Below are 14,599 nucleotides of genomic sequence, written 5' to 3' on the forward strand. Positions count from 1 at the left end.
TGGACGATACGTCGGTTCCGGCTGCTAGCCTCGTGTCAGGTCATGAGCGCCAGCGCGAAGCCCCGGCTCGCTGGCCGGCAACCCTCCTCCGCGGTGGGGTGCCCCGGGTGAAGACCAGGCACCGACGGACGTCGGTGCAAGCGTGGCCTGGCACCCAGGTCAGCACAGACCCGGGAGAACCATGCGAATCCTCAGCACCGCCCCACCGGCCGACGCCGCGGACATCCGCGCCGGTCGGCTCTCGCCGGCACTGACCCGGCGACGGCACGTGGACATGATGCGGGTGTGCAGCGCCGCCTGTCGCTGCCACGCCGCGCGCTAGCGCGCCCCCTCCCCAGACCCATCCCAGCGGTACGCCCACCGGGCGCACCGTTCGGCGGCGCACGCCTGTGCCCGCCGGAACGAAACTCATTTCGGAGACACCTGTGCGAATCCTTCCTGCCCTGACCCGTGCCGCTGCCCTCGGCGCGGCCACGATCCTCGCCGCCACCGCGCTCACCGGCTGCGGCGGCGACGACACCTCGTCCGACGCCACCGCCAACCCGTACGGCCTGACGCAGGCGGGCGTGCTGCGCGCCGGCACGCTCACCGACGCCCCGCCGAACGTGTACCTGAAGGACGGTAAGTTCACCGGCTTCGACAACGACCTGCTGACCGCGGTGGCCGGCAAGCTCGGCCTGAAGGTCGAGTTCGTCGGCACCGACTTCTCCGCGCTGCTCTCCCAGGTCAACAACCGCAAGTTCGACGTCGGCAGCTCCTCGATCACGATCACCGAGGCGCGGAAGAAGACGGTCGACTTCGGCAACGGCTACGACTTCGGCTACTTCGGCCTGGACGTTCCGGCCGGCTCGCCGATCACCAACTTCGACCAGCTCACCGGCAAGCGGGTCGTGGTGGTCCAGGGCACCGTCCAGGACGACTACGCCACCGGCAAGCAGCTCAACCCGGTGCGGGTGCCGGACTACAACGGCGCGATCAACCAGCTGAAGGCGGGCACGGCCGACGCGTGGATCGCTCCGGCGGAGATCGGCGAGAAGTCGGCTGCCGACAGCAGCGGGAAGATCACCGTGGCGGCCAAGCAGCTCAGCCCCGCACCGACCGCCTTCGCGGTCGCCAAGGGCAGCGACAAGCTCCGCGAGGCACTCAACAAGGGCCTCGACGAGGTCATCGCGGACGGCACCTGGAGCCGGCTGCAGTCGCAGTACTACCCGGGCCGGCCGATCCCGGCGGACTTCAAGCCGGGCAGCGGCACGGTGGCGGTGCCGGCCGCACCGTCGGCGTCCGCGTCCGCGTCCGCAGCGTCCTGACACACCACCGGTGACGAACGAGCAGGGCGGTAGGAGAGGCAACCGATGGATCCGTTGAGCACCCTCTGGGAGACCTTCTTCGACTGGGACTCCATGCGCGAGGCGCTGCCCGAGATGCTGACCGTCGGGCTGCCCAACACGCTGATCCTGGCGGTCTCCGCCGCCCTGCTCGGTTCGGTGCTGGGTCTGCTGCTGGCCGTTGCCGGCATCTCCCGCAGCCGGTGGCTGCGCTGGCCGGCGCGGGTCTACACCGACGTGTTCCGGGGGCTGCCGGCCGCGGCGACGATCCTCCTGATCGGCGTCGGGCTGGCGCCGCTGGGCATGGAGATCTGGGGGCCCGAGCCCTACCCGCTGGGCATCCTGGCGCTGTCGCTGATCGCGGCGGCGTACATCGGGGAGATCTTCCGCTCCGGCATCCAGTCGGTGGAGGCAGCCCAGTTGGAGGGCGCGCGGGCGCTCGGCTTCTCGTGGGCCGACTCGATGCGACTGGTGATCATTCCGCAGGGCATCCGGCGGGTGCTGCCGGCCTGGGTGAACCAGCTCATCGCGCTGATCAAGGACTCCAGCCTGGTCTACTTCCTCGGCCTGGTGGCCAGCCAGCGGGAGCTGTTCCGGATCGGGCAGGACTATGCGGCCACCACCGGCAACGAGTCCGCGCTGCTGCTGGCCGGGCTGTTCTACCTGGCGTTGACCGTGCCGCTGACGCACGTGGTCAACTGGATCGACCGGCGGCTGCGCCACGGCCGGCCGGCGGCTGCGCCAGCCGACGAGGACGATACCGATCTGACGCTGTCCGGCTCGACCGAAGGGGTCCAGCGATGACCACCGGCACGACCACCTCGGTCAGCGTCGACGTCCGGGACGTGCACCTCGCCTTCGGACCGAACCGGGTGCTGCGCGGGGTCGACCTGACCGTGCCGCGCGGCGCGACGGCCTGCGTGATCGGCCCGTCCGGGTCGGGCAAGTCCACCCTGCTGCGCACCATCAACCGGCTGATCGAGCCGGACCACGGCGACGTGCTGCTGGACGGACGCAGCGTGCTGCGCGACGACCCGGACGCGCTGCGGCAGCGCGTCGGCATGGTCTTCCAGCAGTTCAACCTCTTTCCGCACATGAGCGTGCTGCGCAACGTCACCCTGGCACTGCGTCGGCTGCGCAAGCTCGACGAGGACGAGGCGGTGGCGGTCGCCCGGGCCCAGCTGGAGTTGGTGGGGCTGGCCGGCAAGGTCGACTCACGGCCCGTGCAGCTCTCCGGCGGCCAGCAGCAGCGGGTGGCCATCGCCCGGGCGCTGGCGCTGCGGCCGGAGGTGATGCTCTTCGACGAGGCCACCTCGGCCCTCGACCCGGAACTGGTCAAGGGGGTGCTCGCCGTGATGGCCGACCTGTCCGCCGGGGGCATGACCATGGTGGTGGTCACCCACGAGATGGGCTTCGCCCGGCAGGTCGCCGACACCGTCGCCTTCATGGACCGGGGCGTGGTGTTGGAGGCCGGCCCGCCGGAGGCCGTCTTCGAGCGGGCCGAGCATCCACGGCTGCGCCGATTCCTCGATCAGGTGCTCTGAGCCGCCGGGGCTCACTCGACGCTTCCGCGGCCCAGCAGCCGGATCTCCTCGTTGTCCAACGCGGCCTGGAGGTCCTGCAGCACCAGGTCGTCGATCTCCCGCCTGTCGCGCAACCGGGTGACCTCCCGCCGCTTGTGGTCGAGGACGCCGAGGCGCAGGAGGCGGTCCAGGCGGCGTTCCTCCGTGGTACCCGCGCCGCTCTCGTTGACGTCATCGAGGTGCCGCTGGTACTCGGCCTGCAGCCTGCGTACCGTCTCCTCGCCGGCGCCGACCTCGGCGGCGACCTGCGGTAGCGCGGCCAGGCCAACCTCGGCGGCCCGCTGCCTGGCCTGTCGCAACTCGTCGGCCCGCTCGGGGTCGCCGGTCAGTCCCGCCCACCGCACCACGAGCGGAAGGGTGGTGCCCTGCACGAGCATGATCATCACGATCACCAGTGCGGTGACGAAGATGATCAGATCGCGTTCGGCCACCGGTCGGCCGGCGACGGTCACGGTCGGGACCGCCAACGAGGCGGCGAGGGAGACGGCACCACGGAAACCGGACCAGCCGGCCACGGTCCCCACCCGCCAGCTGGTCGGCCCGCCAAGTTGGTCCACCGGCCGGTTGGGCAGCAGCCGCGCCGATTCCACCGTCAGGTAGACCAGGACCAGCCGGGTGCCGACGACAACCACGGCGACCACCACCGCGATCAGCAAGGCCCTGGTCGGTGAGGTGCTGGCGATGCGCCTCACCGCCTGGGGTATCTGCGTACCGAGCAGGACGAACAGTCCTCCGTTGATGAGAAACGTGGACAGGTCCCAGAACGCGTACGCCAGCACCCGGGACCGGGCGCGGATCACCCGTGGGCCGGCGTAGGCCAACACCAGGCCGGCGACCACCACCGCCAGCACACCACTGGCGTGCACCGAGTCGGCGAGCAGGAACGCGGCGAACGGCGTCAGGACACTCAGCGCGCCCTCGCGCAGCGGATCATCGAGCCGCCTGCGGATCAGCACCGCGATGCCGCTCACCAGCAGGCCGGCGATCACGCCGCCGGCGGCGGCGCCGAGGAACTCCTCACCGATGCCGAGCGCGCCCGGCGCCGCGCCACCGGTGAGCAGACCCACCGTCACCGCGAACAGCACCAGGGCGGTGCCGTCGTTGATCAGGCTCTCCGCGTGCAGGGTGGTCAGGAGCTTGCGCGGCAGCTGCTTGGCCAGCCCGGTGACCGCAGCGGCGTCGGTCGGTGCGAGGACCGCCCCGAGCACCCAGGCGGCGGCGGGGTTCACCCCGAACGCCTGCGCGGTCAGCGACACCGTGACCATGGTGAGCACGACCAGCACCACGGCGAGCAGCCCGATCACCGGAAGGTTGGCCCGGATCTCGCGCAGGCTGAGGGTGAGGCTCTCCCGGTAGAGGATCGCCGGCAGGAAGATCAGCAGCACCAGATCCGGTTCCAGGGTCAGCTCGGACAGCGGCGGCACCAGCCCGAGCAGCACCCCGAACGCGATGAGCAGGACCGGCGGCGCGACGCTGTACCGGCCGCCGAGCGTGGTGCCGACCAGGACGGTGACGCCCAGCACCACGATCAGGACGAGCACCTCCACGGCGTACCCCCTCGATCCCTGGCCGACGGTGGCCGCGCCGGTGGTTCCATCTGACCGCACCCACAGGCCCGGTTCGCGGGAAAGCGGCAAGTCGCCTGAGGTGACGGTGCTCAGGCCGGGGACGCGGCGCGGCGTGCGCGGGCGGTGACCACACCGGCGGTACGGCGGTGCGCGGCCGCCTCGTCGGCGCGGCCCAGGGCGGCGGCCAGGTCGGCGAGGTGCCCGGCCACCGGGCCGAGGGTGAGCACCCCGCTGCCCGCGGCCAGCTCGGCGGCGGCCGGTCGAAGCTCGGCGGCGACCCGTTCCATCGTGGCCCGGTCGTCCAGGGCGAGCGCGGCCCGGGCGGTGAGGCAGAGCCGTGCCTCCCGCAGCAGGTCGTGCGGCCCGATCGGGAGTGTCCGCAGGGCCGCGCCGGCGGCGACCCACTCGCCGTCGGCGAGCAGCAGCAGCGGTCGGACCCACGGCTCGTGCGGGCCCCAGTCCAGGCCAGCCCAGTCCCCGCCACCGAGAGCCGACATCGGCCCGTCGTCGCCGCCGGACCCGGCGCGGTTGTCGTCAGCGGCGTCGGCCAGGCGCAGGCCGAGCAGTGCGAGCGGAAGCAGCCCGCGGCTCAGGCCCGGCATGCCGTCGGCGGGCAGGTGGTCGGCGGCCGCCCGGTAGGCGTCCGCCGCGGCGGCCGACTCGCCGTCCAGCGCCAGGCGCAGCGCGGCGTACCACCGGGTGAAGAGGCCGACCAGTGGCAGTTCGTACCGCTGCGCGAGGCGGTCGGCGGCGCGGGCGTGCGTGTCGGCGCCAGCCCGGTCGGCCGTCGCGCAGCAGGCCTGCACCCGGACGAGGTGACCCAGCACCTCGAAGGTCACCAGGTGCTCCCGGGCGGCGACATCGATCAGGTCGGCGCCGATCCGGGCCCGTTCGTCGGCCATGCCGACCCGGTGGAAGGCGTGCATGAAACGGGCGTTGAGTGCGAAGGCCAGCAGCCCAGGGTCGCCGATGGCGCGTGCGATGGCCTCGGCCTCGTCCGCCGCCCGGCGGCCACTGTCGGTGGTGGTACCGCGCAGCTCCAGCGCCAGCGTGCTCAGCAGTCGGCTGCGCTGAGCCGAGCCCTGCCCCGCGGGTGCGGCCAGGGCGCGCTCGGCGGCCCGGGCGATCCTCCCGGCGAGGCCGTCGTCGTCGTTGCGGGTCCAGATGGCCGGCACGACGAAGCCGGCCAGCACCTCCCCGATCAGATCGGGGTCGCCGACGGACTCCGCGTCGTCGATCGCCTCGGCCCGCCGTCGCCGCGCCTCGGCCAGTCGGCCCGTCACGGCCAGCGCGCGCCCCAGGCCGAGCACCGCACCGAGCCGCTCGCGCCGGTCGGCCCCACCGCAACGGTCGTACGCGTCGATCGCCTGCCCCCACAGGCGCGCCGCCTCGTGCGGGTTACCACTGCGCTCGGCCTGCTCGGCGGCGACGCGCGCGTACCCGGCGGCGCGGCCTGCGGCGACCGGTCCACCGGCGCGCAGCAGGTGGTGCGCGAGCGTGGCGGGCTCGGCGTGCCGCCGTTGTCCCAGCGCCTCGGCGACGGCGGCGTGCCAGGCGGCGCGCCGCGGCGCGGACAGGTCGGCGTAGAGCGTGTCGCGGACCAGGATGTGGGTGAAGCGCAGCCGCCCGTCGACGCCCTGCTCGGTGAGGAAGCCGGCTTGCAACGCGCGGTCCACGGCGTCGAGCAGGGTCGTGGGATCGTCGGTGAGCGTACCGAGCACCTCGGTGTCGAGGTCCCGGCCGAGCACGGCCGCCTGCCGCAGCACCGTGCGGGTCGGCGGGGGCAGCTGCGCCAGCCGGTGCCGGATGACGTCGCGTACCCCCGGCGGCACGGCCGCCAGCGCCAAGCCACCCTCGGTGGCGTACAGCTGGGCCAACTCTCGGACGAAGAACGGGTTGCCGCCGCTGCGGTGGTGGATCAGCCGCACGGTGGGTGGGTCCAGCTCCGGCCCGGCGACGGCGCGGGCCAGCTCCCCGGTCGCCGGCGCGGACAGGCCGGCGAGATATTCCCGGACCGGCTCCAGCCCGGCCGCCCGGGCCAGCGTTGCGGTGAGCTCCGGGCTGATCTCGGTGGCCCGGTAGGTGCCGAGGAGCAGCACCGGCCCGCTGACTGGCCGGGCGCCGGTGAGCAGCGCGGTCAGCAGGTCCAGGGTGTCCCCGTCGGCCCGGTGCAGGTCGTCGAGGACCAGCAGCACCGGCCCCCGGTCGGCGACCACCGAGACCAGCGATGCCACCGCGCGGTGCCGGCGGAACCGCGCCACGGCGGGATCGCCGGCGCCTTCGGTCGCGTCTGCCGTGACGGAGCCGTCCACGATCGGGTCTGCCGCTCCGGCGAGCGTGTCGGTGATCTGCGTCCATGGCCAGGCTGCCGGTGCGCCCTCGTACTCCGGGCTGCGCCCCCACGCCGTGGTCCAGCCCTCGGCGGCCAGGCGCCGGGTCAGCGTCTCGGCCAGCGCCGTCTTGCCGGCGCCCGGGTCCCCGCTGAGCAGGGCGAGCGTGGGTCGGCCGTTCCGAGCGGCTGCCCCAGCGGCCCGCCACAGACGGTCCAGCTCCGCGTCGCGGCCGACGAACGGTCGCTCCTGCGCCGGACCGCCCGGTCCGACCGGTCCGGGCAGCTCCGTCCGGGCGGCGACCTGGGCCGCGGCCGGCTCGGCCTCCAGGGTGAGATGTGGCGCCTGCGCGAGGATGTCGGCTTCCAGCCGCCGCAGTTCGGGCCCCGGGTCCACACCCAGCTCGGCCACCAGGACGTTCCGGGCCTGACGCAGCGCGGCCAGCGCCTCACCCTGCCGGCCGGAGCGGTACCGGGCCATGGCGAGCAGCCGCCAGGCGTCCTCGCGGAGCGGATGGCCGGCGAGGTGGGCCGGCAGTTCGGCGGCGGCCTCGTCGGGCCGACCCAGCGCCAACAGCGCCTCCGCCCGCCGCTCGACGGCGAGCAACCTCAGCTCGTCCAGCCGGTTGATCTCCGCGATCGCCCACGTCTCGCCCGCGACGTCGGCGTACCCGGGGCCGCGCCAGAGCCCCAGCGCCACGTCCAACCCGGCCAGGGCCGGTGCCGGACGTCCCGTCGTCAGCAGCCGGCCCGCCTCGGCGACCGCCGTCTCGAACCGATCGGCGTCCACCGCCTCCGGGGCGGCCCTCAGCACGTACCCCGGAGGCTCGGTGACCAGGAGCCGGGGTGGCTGCCGGGGCGGCCGGTCGGGCTCCAGTGCCCGGCGCAGGTCGGCGACGAAGGTGCGGATCGCGCCGACCGCCCCCTCCGGGGGCACCTCCCACAGGTCCTCGACGAGGCGGTCCACCGGCACCATCCGACCCCGGGCGACCAGCAGCCGGGCCAGCACCAGGCGGTGCCGGGGTCCCCCGAGCCGGACCGGGCCACGCCCGGTCGCAGCGGTCACCGGTCCCAGGACGCCGAAGGTCACCGCCACGGGTGCCGTCGGCTGCCTGGTCATGGCACCAATCTAGGCAGGTCCACGTGGTGGACCGCAGCCGCCGGCACTGATCGGACACTGACCGGTTGCTGATCTCCACGGGGCAGGCTCGACGTCGGACGACGACGACGGGCACCGCCCGGCGCCGGCCCTCCCCCTTCAGGAAGGTTTTCATGGACCCCAGCATCAACGGATTCGACTACCGACGTGTCGCCGTCGCCGACGGCGTGACGCTCAACGTCGCCGTGGGCGGCTCCGGGCCCGCCGTCGTGCTGCTGCACGGCTTTCCGCAGACCCACCTCATGTGGCGGCACGTCGCGGCGGACCTGGCCGCCGACCACACGGTCATCTGCCCCGACCTGCGCGGCTACGGCGACAGCGACAAGCCCGTCGACATCGACGGCGACGTGTACGCCAAGCGCACCATGGCCACCGACACCGTGGCGCTGGCCGCCGCGCTCGGTCATGAGCGCTTCGCGCTGGTGGGGCACGACCGGGGCGCCCTGGTGGCGTTCCGCGCCGGCCTCGACCACCCGGATGCGATCAGCCACCTCGCCCTGCTCGACGGGTTGCCCACCCTGGACATGTGGGAGGTGCTGCACGGCACCACCGCCGCGGTCGCCTTCCACCTCTACCTGATGGCGCAGCCGCCCGGCCTGCCCGAGGAGCTGATCGGCGGGAGCCCGGACGCCTTCTTCGGCCACTTCCTCGACGTGTGGAGCCGCGACCCCGGGGCGCTGCCGGCGGACGTGCGGGCCGCGTACCTGCGCGCGTCCCGGGCCGCGGTCACCTCGATCGTCGCCGACTACCGGGCGTCCGCCGGCGTCGACGTCGCCCACGACACCGCCGACCGGGCGGCCGGTACCCAGCTGCGGATGCCGGTGAGCGTGCTGCAACAGGACTGGGGCGCGGCGCTCGGCTACGACGCGGCCGGGGTGTGGCGAGCCTGGGCGCCGGACCTGGAGCACCGGACGGTCACCTGCGGGCACTTCATGGCCGAGGAGGCACCGGCGGAGGTGGTCCGGGCGGTCCGCGCTCTGCTCGCCCGCTAGTCAGACGACCGGCCGGTCACCATGCCACAAAAGTAAGATTTCCGACACCGGCCGTTACTCCGTGGCACGGTGGCCGGCCGGCAGGCCCCTCGTCCGCCCGGAGCGCGATAACCGCTACCGCATTCCTGGAAAACGCCCCTGACCTGCGGATATGTGACGTTGCACAGGTGGACGCACAGTGTGCGCGGGTGATACACAGGCAGTAACCGGCCAGCCAACGGCGGCGAGTCGACCCCTCTTCGACCCACGACCGTCCGCACCCACCGCCACCAGGGGCCTTGCCGCTCGGACCGCAACGAACAACGTGATCCCCGTACGGCACGACCCACCAGCCACCGGCGGGTGAACGAAGGTCCCCGACCAAGGAGTTGCCGTGGGAATCCTGCGCATCCGGTCCCGGCACCAGCCGTTCGAGATCGCCGCCCTGTCGATGGCCCCCGTCTGCGGTGTCCTCCTGCTGCTGCTCGACGTCCGACCCACCTCGGTGCAGATGTCCATGCCGGTGCCGATCCAGATCGGCTGGGAGAGCAGCCTGATCCTGGTCGGTGTGGGCGGCCTGTTGGGCATCCTGTGGCCCGGCCGGCTCGCCACCGGGCTCGGCATCGAACTCGCGTCGGTGCTGGTGCTGGGCACCATCAGCGGCATGTACACGACGGCGCTGCTGGTCGCGGCGGGCCGGCAGGCCGTCGCGGCGGCGTCGTTCATCGCCGCACTCTCGATCGGGTCCCTGTGGCGGGCCGCCCAGATCGCCGTCGACCTGCGCCGGCTGGCCCGGGCAACCCAGTGCGTGGGCGGCGCGTCCGTCAACGGCGGTGCGTCGTGATCTCTGCACCGGCACCCAACGCACCCGCGTGGCTGCAGATGGCGCTCAGCGTGTTCGGCATCCTCGGCGGCTCCACCGGCCTGGCGGCCATCGCCACCGTCGTGGTGCAGCGGGGCAAGTTCAAGGCGGACGCCGCCGACACCCTCACCGAGGCCGCCCTCACCCTGGTGCAACCGCTGCAGACCCGGATCACCGAGCTGGAGGACCAGGCGTTGAGCGCCCGGTCCGAGCTGGGGGTGCTGCGCGAGCAGGTCAACCAGCTCCAGTTCGTGGTCCGGGTGCTGACCCGGACGCTGGACCGGTGGCGGGCCGCGATCCGCGCGCCGGACGCCACCCTGCGCAAGGTACGAACGGTGGTCGCGGAGTCCGAACGCCTACCGGAGGACCGGTGACGAGCGCGTCCGGACGGCCGGTTTCAGCTACGACCCGGATCACGTAGACGCCCGGCGAGCTCGCGCACCGCCGCCCGGAACTCCGGATCGGACTCGCCCGGCTGGTGCCCCCGCAGTGGTGACGGCCGACGCTCCCCCGCCGCCGGCGCCAGGTCACTCGGGTCCCGCAGCCGCCGATCGACCCGCCCGGCGGGGTCGGTGGTGTCCGGCGGCGGATCGCCGGGCCGGCGCGCGGCGAAGATCCAGCCGCCGACCGGATCGGTGTCCCGCCACAGGTTCAGCCACCGCCACCCGATCCGCTCCCCCACCTCGCGGAGCACCTCGTCATTCAGGTACGCCGGAAACAACCGGGCGTACAGCCGGCCCAGCGGGGACCCGTACGTGAGCAGCGCGACCCGTGCGCGCACCTCCGAGGGCAGCCGCAGCACCGCGAGGGCCAGCAGCGCCGAGCCGTGGCTGTGCCCGCAGAGCAGCACCCCGGCGTGTCGCCCGGCGAGCTCGGTGATCCGGTCGACCAACTCCGGCACCGCACGGTCGGCGTAGCTGGGCGGCGCGAACGGGTGGGCCGCCCGGGGCCAGAAGGTGCCCAGGTCCCACAGGATCCCGACGTGCCGACGGAACCACGCCGTCCGGTAGGCGAGAATCCCGCCCAACAGTAGGGCGAACACCACGCCGGCGGTGAGGTAGCTGCCCACGGCGAGGCCGACACCGACGGACCCGGCGGGCAGCCCGAAGAGACGCCACGCCAGCCCGTCCGGTTCGAGCCCGAACAGCCCGAGAACGCTCGTGGCCAGGCCGATCGTCGCCAGCACCGCGTATGCGACGGCGAGCGTTCCCCACCACTCGGTGAACCGCGCCCGGGCGATGGCCCTCGTTCCCATTCGTAGATCCTGCGCAGCACCCGGCGGGGGTGCCGGGAAGTCCCGGGCGGTGATCGTCCTCGCGGCACGCCACCGTGGTCGCCGCGACGTGAGCGTCATCGCGCCGCCCAGCACCACGGCCGCGCTCACGTGGAGGAAGAAGGCCAGGATCGTCCACTGGTACGGCAGCGGCGGCTCGCCGTCACCCTGGTAACCGTCGAGCAGTTGCCCGCTCTGATAGACCAGATCAGCGAAGAACGCGCCGGACAGGCCGACCGCGATCGCCGCGATGACCGCCGCACCGAGTCCATGCGGCAGCGGGGCGCGGCGGTCCCCCCGAACGTGGTGCCACAGCACCGATCCGCTCAGCACCACCAGCAGTGCCATCTGACCGAACGCTGCCCAGTTGACGATCCGGTCGTAGCCCGGCAGCGCGTCCGACGACGGCCAGTCCCGCCCGTCCAGGGCGACGACGGCGAGAGTCGCCACACTCGCGGCGTACGCCACCGTTCGTAGCGTTGCGGCGGTGCGGACGGCCGCCCCCGCGGTCGCCGCGCCGTCCAGCAGCCCGGGAACGGCGAGCAGGCCGACGCCGACCACCAGCACCGCACCGCTGAGCGCCAGCAGAACGGTCGTCCAGACCGTCGGACCGCCGCTGGAGCGGGCCGTGAGCAGCGTCAGGTCCAGCACGGCCAGCGCCACGGCCACGTGGATCGCGCGCAGCCGTCCCACCAACGGCTCGACCGCCCACAGCGGGTGGCGGGGCGGACGGGGTCGGCGGGTGCCGAGCAGGCGGACGAGGACGACGGCGGCCACCGGCAGCAGAGCCAGCACGGCCAGTCGCTGCCCCGTCTGCCGGCCGTCGAGCTCGGCCGATCCGGTGGAGGGAGCCGCGCACCGGGCGGCACCGAGACACCGCCAGGCGAGCAGGTCGAGCGCGACACCGGCGGTCGACAGCACGTACAGCGCGGTGAGGTTGAGCGCGAGGAGCCGGCACAGCACGGTGACCCCGGCGCCGATCCGCCGGCCCGCCGGCCGCATCCAGACCGCGACGTTGCTGAGCATGAACGGCAGCAGGAAGACCAACGAGAGCGTCCGGCCGGCGGTGCCCGAGGGCAGGTCACCCCACCGGTACGCCTCCACCGTCACTCCGTCCGGGTCGGCGTCGCCGAGGCGCTCGGGCACCGGGCGGTGGAAGCCGCCGCTGGGGTCGCCGGCCACCTGCCGGACGTGCGCCCGGTAGAGGATCCGCTCCGGGCGTGCCCCGGAGATACCGTGCACGCGCAACTCCACGATGTCGTGCCGCCCCGGCCCGTCGCGGCGCCGTGACCCCTCAGACATCACGTCGCCGTTCCCGCGCCGCACGACCAGCGGTCCGTGGTCGACGAGGTGCCGGAGCCGTCTGCCCCGGGTGGCTACCCATGCCGCCGCCGGTCGGCGGCTGTGCCCGCGTCGGCAACTCGGCGGCGGTGCCTCCGGTCGAGCCGCGTCTCGGTCACGATCATCAGCAGGAGCAGGCCGGTGATGAGCGTGGCGGTGCCGAGCAGCGGCAGTTCGGCGCTCGCGAAGCCACCCACGACGAATATCGGCAGCCCGATCAGTCGGGGCCTGGAGAGGCTCCCGTCGACCACCGCCGAGAGCAGGAGCTGGCCGAGCAGGAACAGCGCCGGGCCGGTGACCAGGAGGGCCCGGGGAGCCGCGTCGTCCGACCGCGGGTTGGCGATCATCAGCTCGATGCCGATCGAGGTGGCCAGAACCCCGGCGATCATGACGAGGTGCAGATAGCCGGCGAGCAGCGCCAGACGACTGCCGGGCGGCCCTGCGGCCTCGATGGCAGCGCCCAGCCGGCCGCCGGTGGGCCTCAGGTAGATCCGGGCGAGGGCCGCCGCAGCCACGAACGCCACGGCGAACGCCGAGGTGCTGTCCGGGTGGAAGCCGGCGTTGCCGTAGGTGATGCCGGACATCAGGATCAGCTCGCCCAGCGCGATGATGAAGATCTGCTGGTAGCGCTCGGCGAGGTGCTCGCCATTCACCTGGAGGTCCGGCCACGAGCTACGGCCCAGCCGGGGCGTGGGCCAGCCGAGCCCGGCCAGGGCGTACTCCATGACCAGGGCGAGCGCCCAGAGCACCTCCCGGGCCGGGGCGACGGCCGCCCCGAGCACCCAGAGCACCCCGGAGACGGCGAACCAGAGCGCCACCCGCACGCTGCGTCGCTGCACCGGGTGCCCCCGCAGGGCGGGGATCAGCAGGGCCCCCCGACCCAGGTGGATGGCCACGTAGGCGACGGCGAACACCAGGGCCTGTCCGCCGAACGCGGTCGGCACGGCGGCGGCCATCATCAGGCCGCCGAACATCACCCCGAGCAGCAGGACGACGATCAGCGGGGCACGCGGGTCGAACCAGTCGGCCGACCAGGCGGTCACGAACCACACCCACCAGATCGCCGCCAGTAGCAGGAGCACCCGGAAGCCGCCGTTGAGACTGAGGTCGTCGAGCAGAGCCCTGGACAGCCGGTTCAGCGCGAAGATGATGGCCAGATCGAAGAACAGTTCCAGGAACGACGGCCTTCGAGGGTTCTCCCTGCGCTGCAGCAGCCGACTGGAAAACCCGCCAGCCATCGCCATCCTTCCGACCTCCGATGCCACCGCCGTCCCAGTCGTACCACCCGGTTGGACGCCCCGGGCGGGCTTGGCTGATCGGACGACGCCGGGCGGGTGGATCGGGTCGGGCTAGGGCCGCCCGGCGGCCGCCCGTTCGGCGACCACCACCGAGATGCCGTCGAGGACGCGTTGCAGGCCGAACTCGAAGGCGTACTCCGGCCCGTACGCGGCGCCGTGCTGCTGACCCGCGGCGGTGCCGACCCGCGCGGCGGTCGGGTAGCTGCCGGCCGTCATGAACGTCTCCAGCCAGGGTGCGTGCGACTGCCACCACTGACCGTCGGTCATGCCGGTCTCCCGCTCCAGGTCGACCACCTCGGACGCCGCGCGCGCGGCGCTCTTCACGTGCCCGAGGACGAGGGTGAGCACCGCGTCCATCTCCACGTCGGTGAGCCCGATGTCGGCGACCGCGGTGAGCTCGTGGTCGTACTTCGCCAGCAGGTGGGGGCCGAGCACCGGCCGGGTCGTCTCGGCCCGCAGCATCCAGGAATGGCGCTGGTAGAGGGCAAGATTGTCCCGGGCGACGCGCTCCAGCCGGGCCCGCCAGTCCCCGGCGACGGCGGCGCGGGTCATCTCGCCGTAGACCGAGTCGATCATGACGGCGACGAGTTCGGCCTTGCCCGGCACGTAGGTGTAGACCGACATGGTGCCGACGCCGAGCCCCTCAGCGACCCGGCGCATGGTCAGCGCGTCGAGGCCCTCGGCGTCGGCGATGCCGATGCCGGCGCGGACGATCCGGTCGACGCTGAGCCCCGGCCCGGCGCTGCGGCTGGTCGGCTCCCGGGTACGCCAGAGGATGGCCAGGCTGCGGGCCGGGTCCGCGGTGGCCTTGCGCTCGCTCGCCATAGTGCCGTCATGCTAGCCGCACGCGCCGGAGGTCGTACTCGACCGCCTGAGCGCTCGCCGGCAAC

Annotated in this window: 12 protein-coding genes and 1 riboswitch; of the genes, 7 read left to right on the plus strand and 5 right to left on the minus strand. The window is 73.4% G+C overall.

Annotated elements, in window-relative coordinates; all coding sequences use genetic code 11:
* Nucleotides 1-38 precede the first annotated feature (38 nt).
* Nucleotides 39-149: riboswitch (SAM riboswitch) on the plus strand.
* 32 nt (nucleotides 150-181) lie between these two features.
* The 4 genes from ACLJN9_RS15660 (at nucleotide 182) to ACLJN9_RS15675 (ending at nucleotide 2,869) form a co-directional block, all read left to right on the plus strand.
* Nucleotides 182-322: a hypothetical protein gene (locus ACLJN9_RS15660; RefSeq protein WP_410812065.1), complete on the plus strand. Its 141-nt coding sequence runs from the start codon at nucleotides 182-184 to the stop codon at nucleotides 320-322.
* A 103-nt stretch (nucleotides 323-425) separates the two neighbouring features.
* On the plus strand, nucleotides 426-1,307 hold the full coding sequence (locus ACLJN9_RS15665; protein ID WP_410812066.1) for an ABC transporter substrate-binding protein: 882 nt from the start codon (nucleotides 426-428) through the stop codon (nucleotides 1,305-1,307).
* A 45-nt stretch (nucleotides 1,308-1,352) separates the two neighbouring features.
* Nucleotides 1,353-2,129, plus strand: a complete 777-nt coding sequence (locus ACLJN9_RS15670; RefSeq protein WP_410812067.1) for an amino acid ABC transporter permease — start codon at nucleotides 1,353-1,355, stop codon at nucleotides 2,127-2,129.
* Complete coding sequence (locus tag ACLJN9_RS15675) at nucleotides 2,126-2,869, plus strand: amino acid ABC transporter ATP-binding protein (RefSeq protein WP_410812068.1); 744 nt, start codon at nucleotides 2,126-2,128, stop codon at nucleotides 2,867-2,869. Before ACLJN9_RS15670 ends, ACLJN9_RS15675 begins: the two co-directional genes overlap by 4 nt.
* Nucleotides 2,870-2,880: 11 nt before the next feature.
* On the opposite strand, the gene ACLJN9_RS15680 is transcribed toward ACLJN9_RS15675, so the two are convergent.
* The gene (locus ACLJN9_RS15680) at nucleotides 2,881-4,455 is read right to left on the minus strand and encodes a Na+/H+ antiporter (RefSeq protein ID WP_410812069.1); all 1,575 of its coding nucleotides are present in this window, start codon (nucleotides 4,453-4,455) and stop codon (nucleotides 2,881-2,883) included.
* Between the two features lie 110 nt (nucleotides 4,456-4,565).
* The gene (locus ACLJN9_RS15685) at nucleotides 4,566-7,925 is read right to left on the minus strand and encodes a BTAD domain-containing putative transcriptional regulator (protein WP_410812070.1); all 3,360 of its coding nucleotides are present in this window, start codon (nucleotides 7,923-7,925) and stop codon (nucleotides 4,566-4,568) included.
* 152 nt (nucleotides 7,926-8,077) lie between these two features.
* Between ACLJN9_RS15685 and ACLJN9_RS15690 the strand changes: the two genes are divergently transcribed.
* The 3 genes from ACLJN9_RS15690 (at nucleotide 8,078) to ACLJN9_RS15700 (ending at nucleotide 10,171) form a co-directional block, all read left to right on the plus strand.
* Nucleotides 8,078-8,956: an alpha/beta fold hydrolase gene (locus ACLJN9_RS15690; protein WP_410812071.1), complete on the plus strand. Its 879-nt coding sequence runs from the start codon at nucleotides 8,078-8,080 to the stop codon at nucleotides 8,954-8,956.
* Nucleotides 8,957-9,329: 373 nt separating this feature from the next.
* On the plus strand, nucleotides 9,330-9,779 hold the full coding sequence (locus ACLJN9_RS15695; protein WP_410812072.1) for a hypothetical protein: 450 nt from the start codon (nucleotides 9,330-9,332) through the stop codon (nucleotides 9,777-9,779).
* Nucleotides 9,776-10,171, plus strand: a complete 396-nt coding sequence (locus ACLJN9_RS15700) for a hypothetical protein (protein WP_410812073.1) — start codon at nucleotides 9,776-9,778, stop codon at nucleotides 10,169-10,171. The genes ACLJN9_RS15695 and ACLJN9_RS15700 overlap by 4 nt, the downstream gene beginning before the upstream one ends.
* Before the next feature lie 23 nt (nucleotides 10,172-10,194).
* Here ACLJN9_RS15700 and ACLJN9_RS15705 read toward each other — a convergent pair whose 3' ends face one another.
* The 3 genes from ACLJN9_RS15705 to ACLJN9_RS15715 all read right to left on the minus strand — a co-directional run bounded on the left by ACLJN9_RS15705 (nucleotide 10,195) and on the right by ACLJN9_RS15715 (nucleotide 14,534).
* Nucleotides 10,195-12,372 carry a hypothetical protein gene (locus ACLJN9_RS15705; protein ID WP_410812074.1) on the minus strand — a complete coding sequence of 726 codons (2,178 nt, stop codon included), beginning with the start codon at nucleotides 12,370-12,372 and terminating at the stop codon, nucleotides 10,195-10,197.
* 74 nt (nucleotides 12,373-12,446) lie between these two features.
* Nucleotides 12,447-13,649 (minus strand): low temperature requirement protein A, encoded by a 1,203-nt coding sequence (locus tag ACLJN9_RS15710; protein WP_410812075.1) that lies wholly within the window; start codon nucleotides 13,647-13,649, stop codon nucleotides 12,447-12,449.
* A gap of 111 nt (nucleotides 13,650-13,760) precedes the next feature.
* Nucleotides 13,761-14,534: a TetR/AcrR family transcriptional regulator gene (locus ACLJN9_RS15715; RefSeq protein WP_410812076.1), complete on the minus strand. Its 774-nt coding sequence runs from the start codon at nucleotides 14,532-14,534 to the stop codon at nucleotides 13,761-13,763.
* Nucleotides 14,535-14,599 lie beyond the last annotated feature (65 nt).

The organism is Micromonospora sp. 067-2, from assembly GCF_046549295.1.
Classification (GTDB): Bacteria; Actinomycetota; Actinomycetes; order Mycobacteriales; family Micromonosporaceae; genus Micromonospora.

Excerpts from the sequence above, each read along its gene's own strand:
- ACLJN9_RS15660 (WP_410812065.1), top strand. The coding sequence starts at position 182 with ATGCGAATCCTCAGCACCGCCCCACCGGCCGACGCCGCGGACATCCGC.
- ACLJN9_RS15670 (WP_410812067.1), top strand. The coding sequence starts at position 1,353 with ATGGATCCGTTGAGCACCCTCTGGGAGACCTTCTTCGACTGGGACTCC.
- ACLJN9_RS15675 (WP_410812068.1), top strand. The coding sequence starts at position 2,126 with ATGACCACCGGCACGACCACCTCGGTCAGCGTCGACGTCCGGGACGTG.
- ACLJN9_RS15685 (WP_410812070.1), bottom strand. The coding sequence starts at position 7,925 with ATGACCAGGCAGCCGACGGCACCCGTGGCGGTGACCTTCGGCGTCCTG.
- ACLJN9_RS15690 (WP_410812071.1), top strand. The coding sequence starts at position 8,078 with ATGGACCCCAGCATCAACGGATTCGACTACCGACGTGTCGCCGTCGCC.
- ACLJN9_RS15705 (WP_410812074.1), bottom strand. The coding sequence starts at position 12,372 with ATGTCTGAGGGGTCACGGCGCCGCGACGGGCCGGGGCGGCACGACATC.
- ACLJN9_RS15710 (WP_410812075.1), bottom strand. The coding sequence starts at position 13,649 with ATGGCTGGCGGGTTTTCCAGTCGGCTGCTGCAGCGCAGGGAGAACCCT.
- ACLJN9_RS15715 (WP_410812076.1), bottom strand. The coding sequence starts at position 14,534 with ATGGCGAGCGAGCGCAAGGCCACCGCGGACCCGGCCCGCAGCCTGGCC.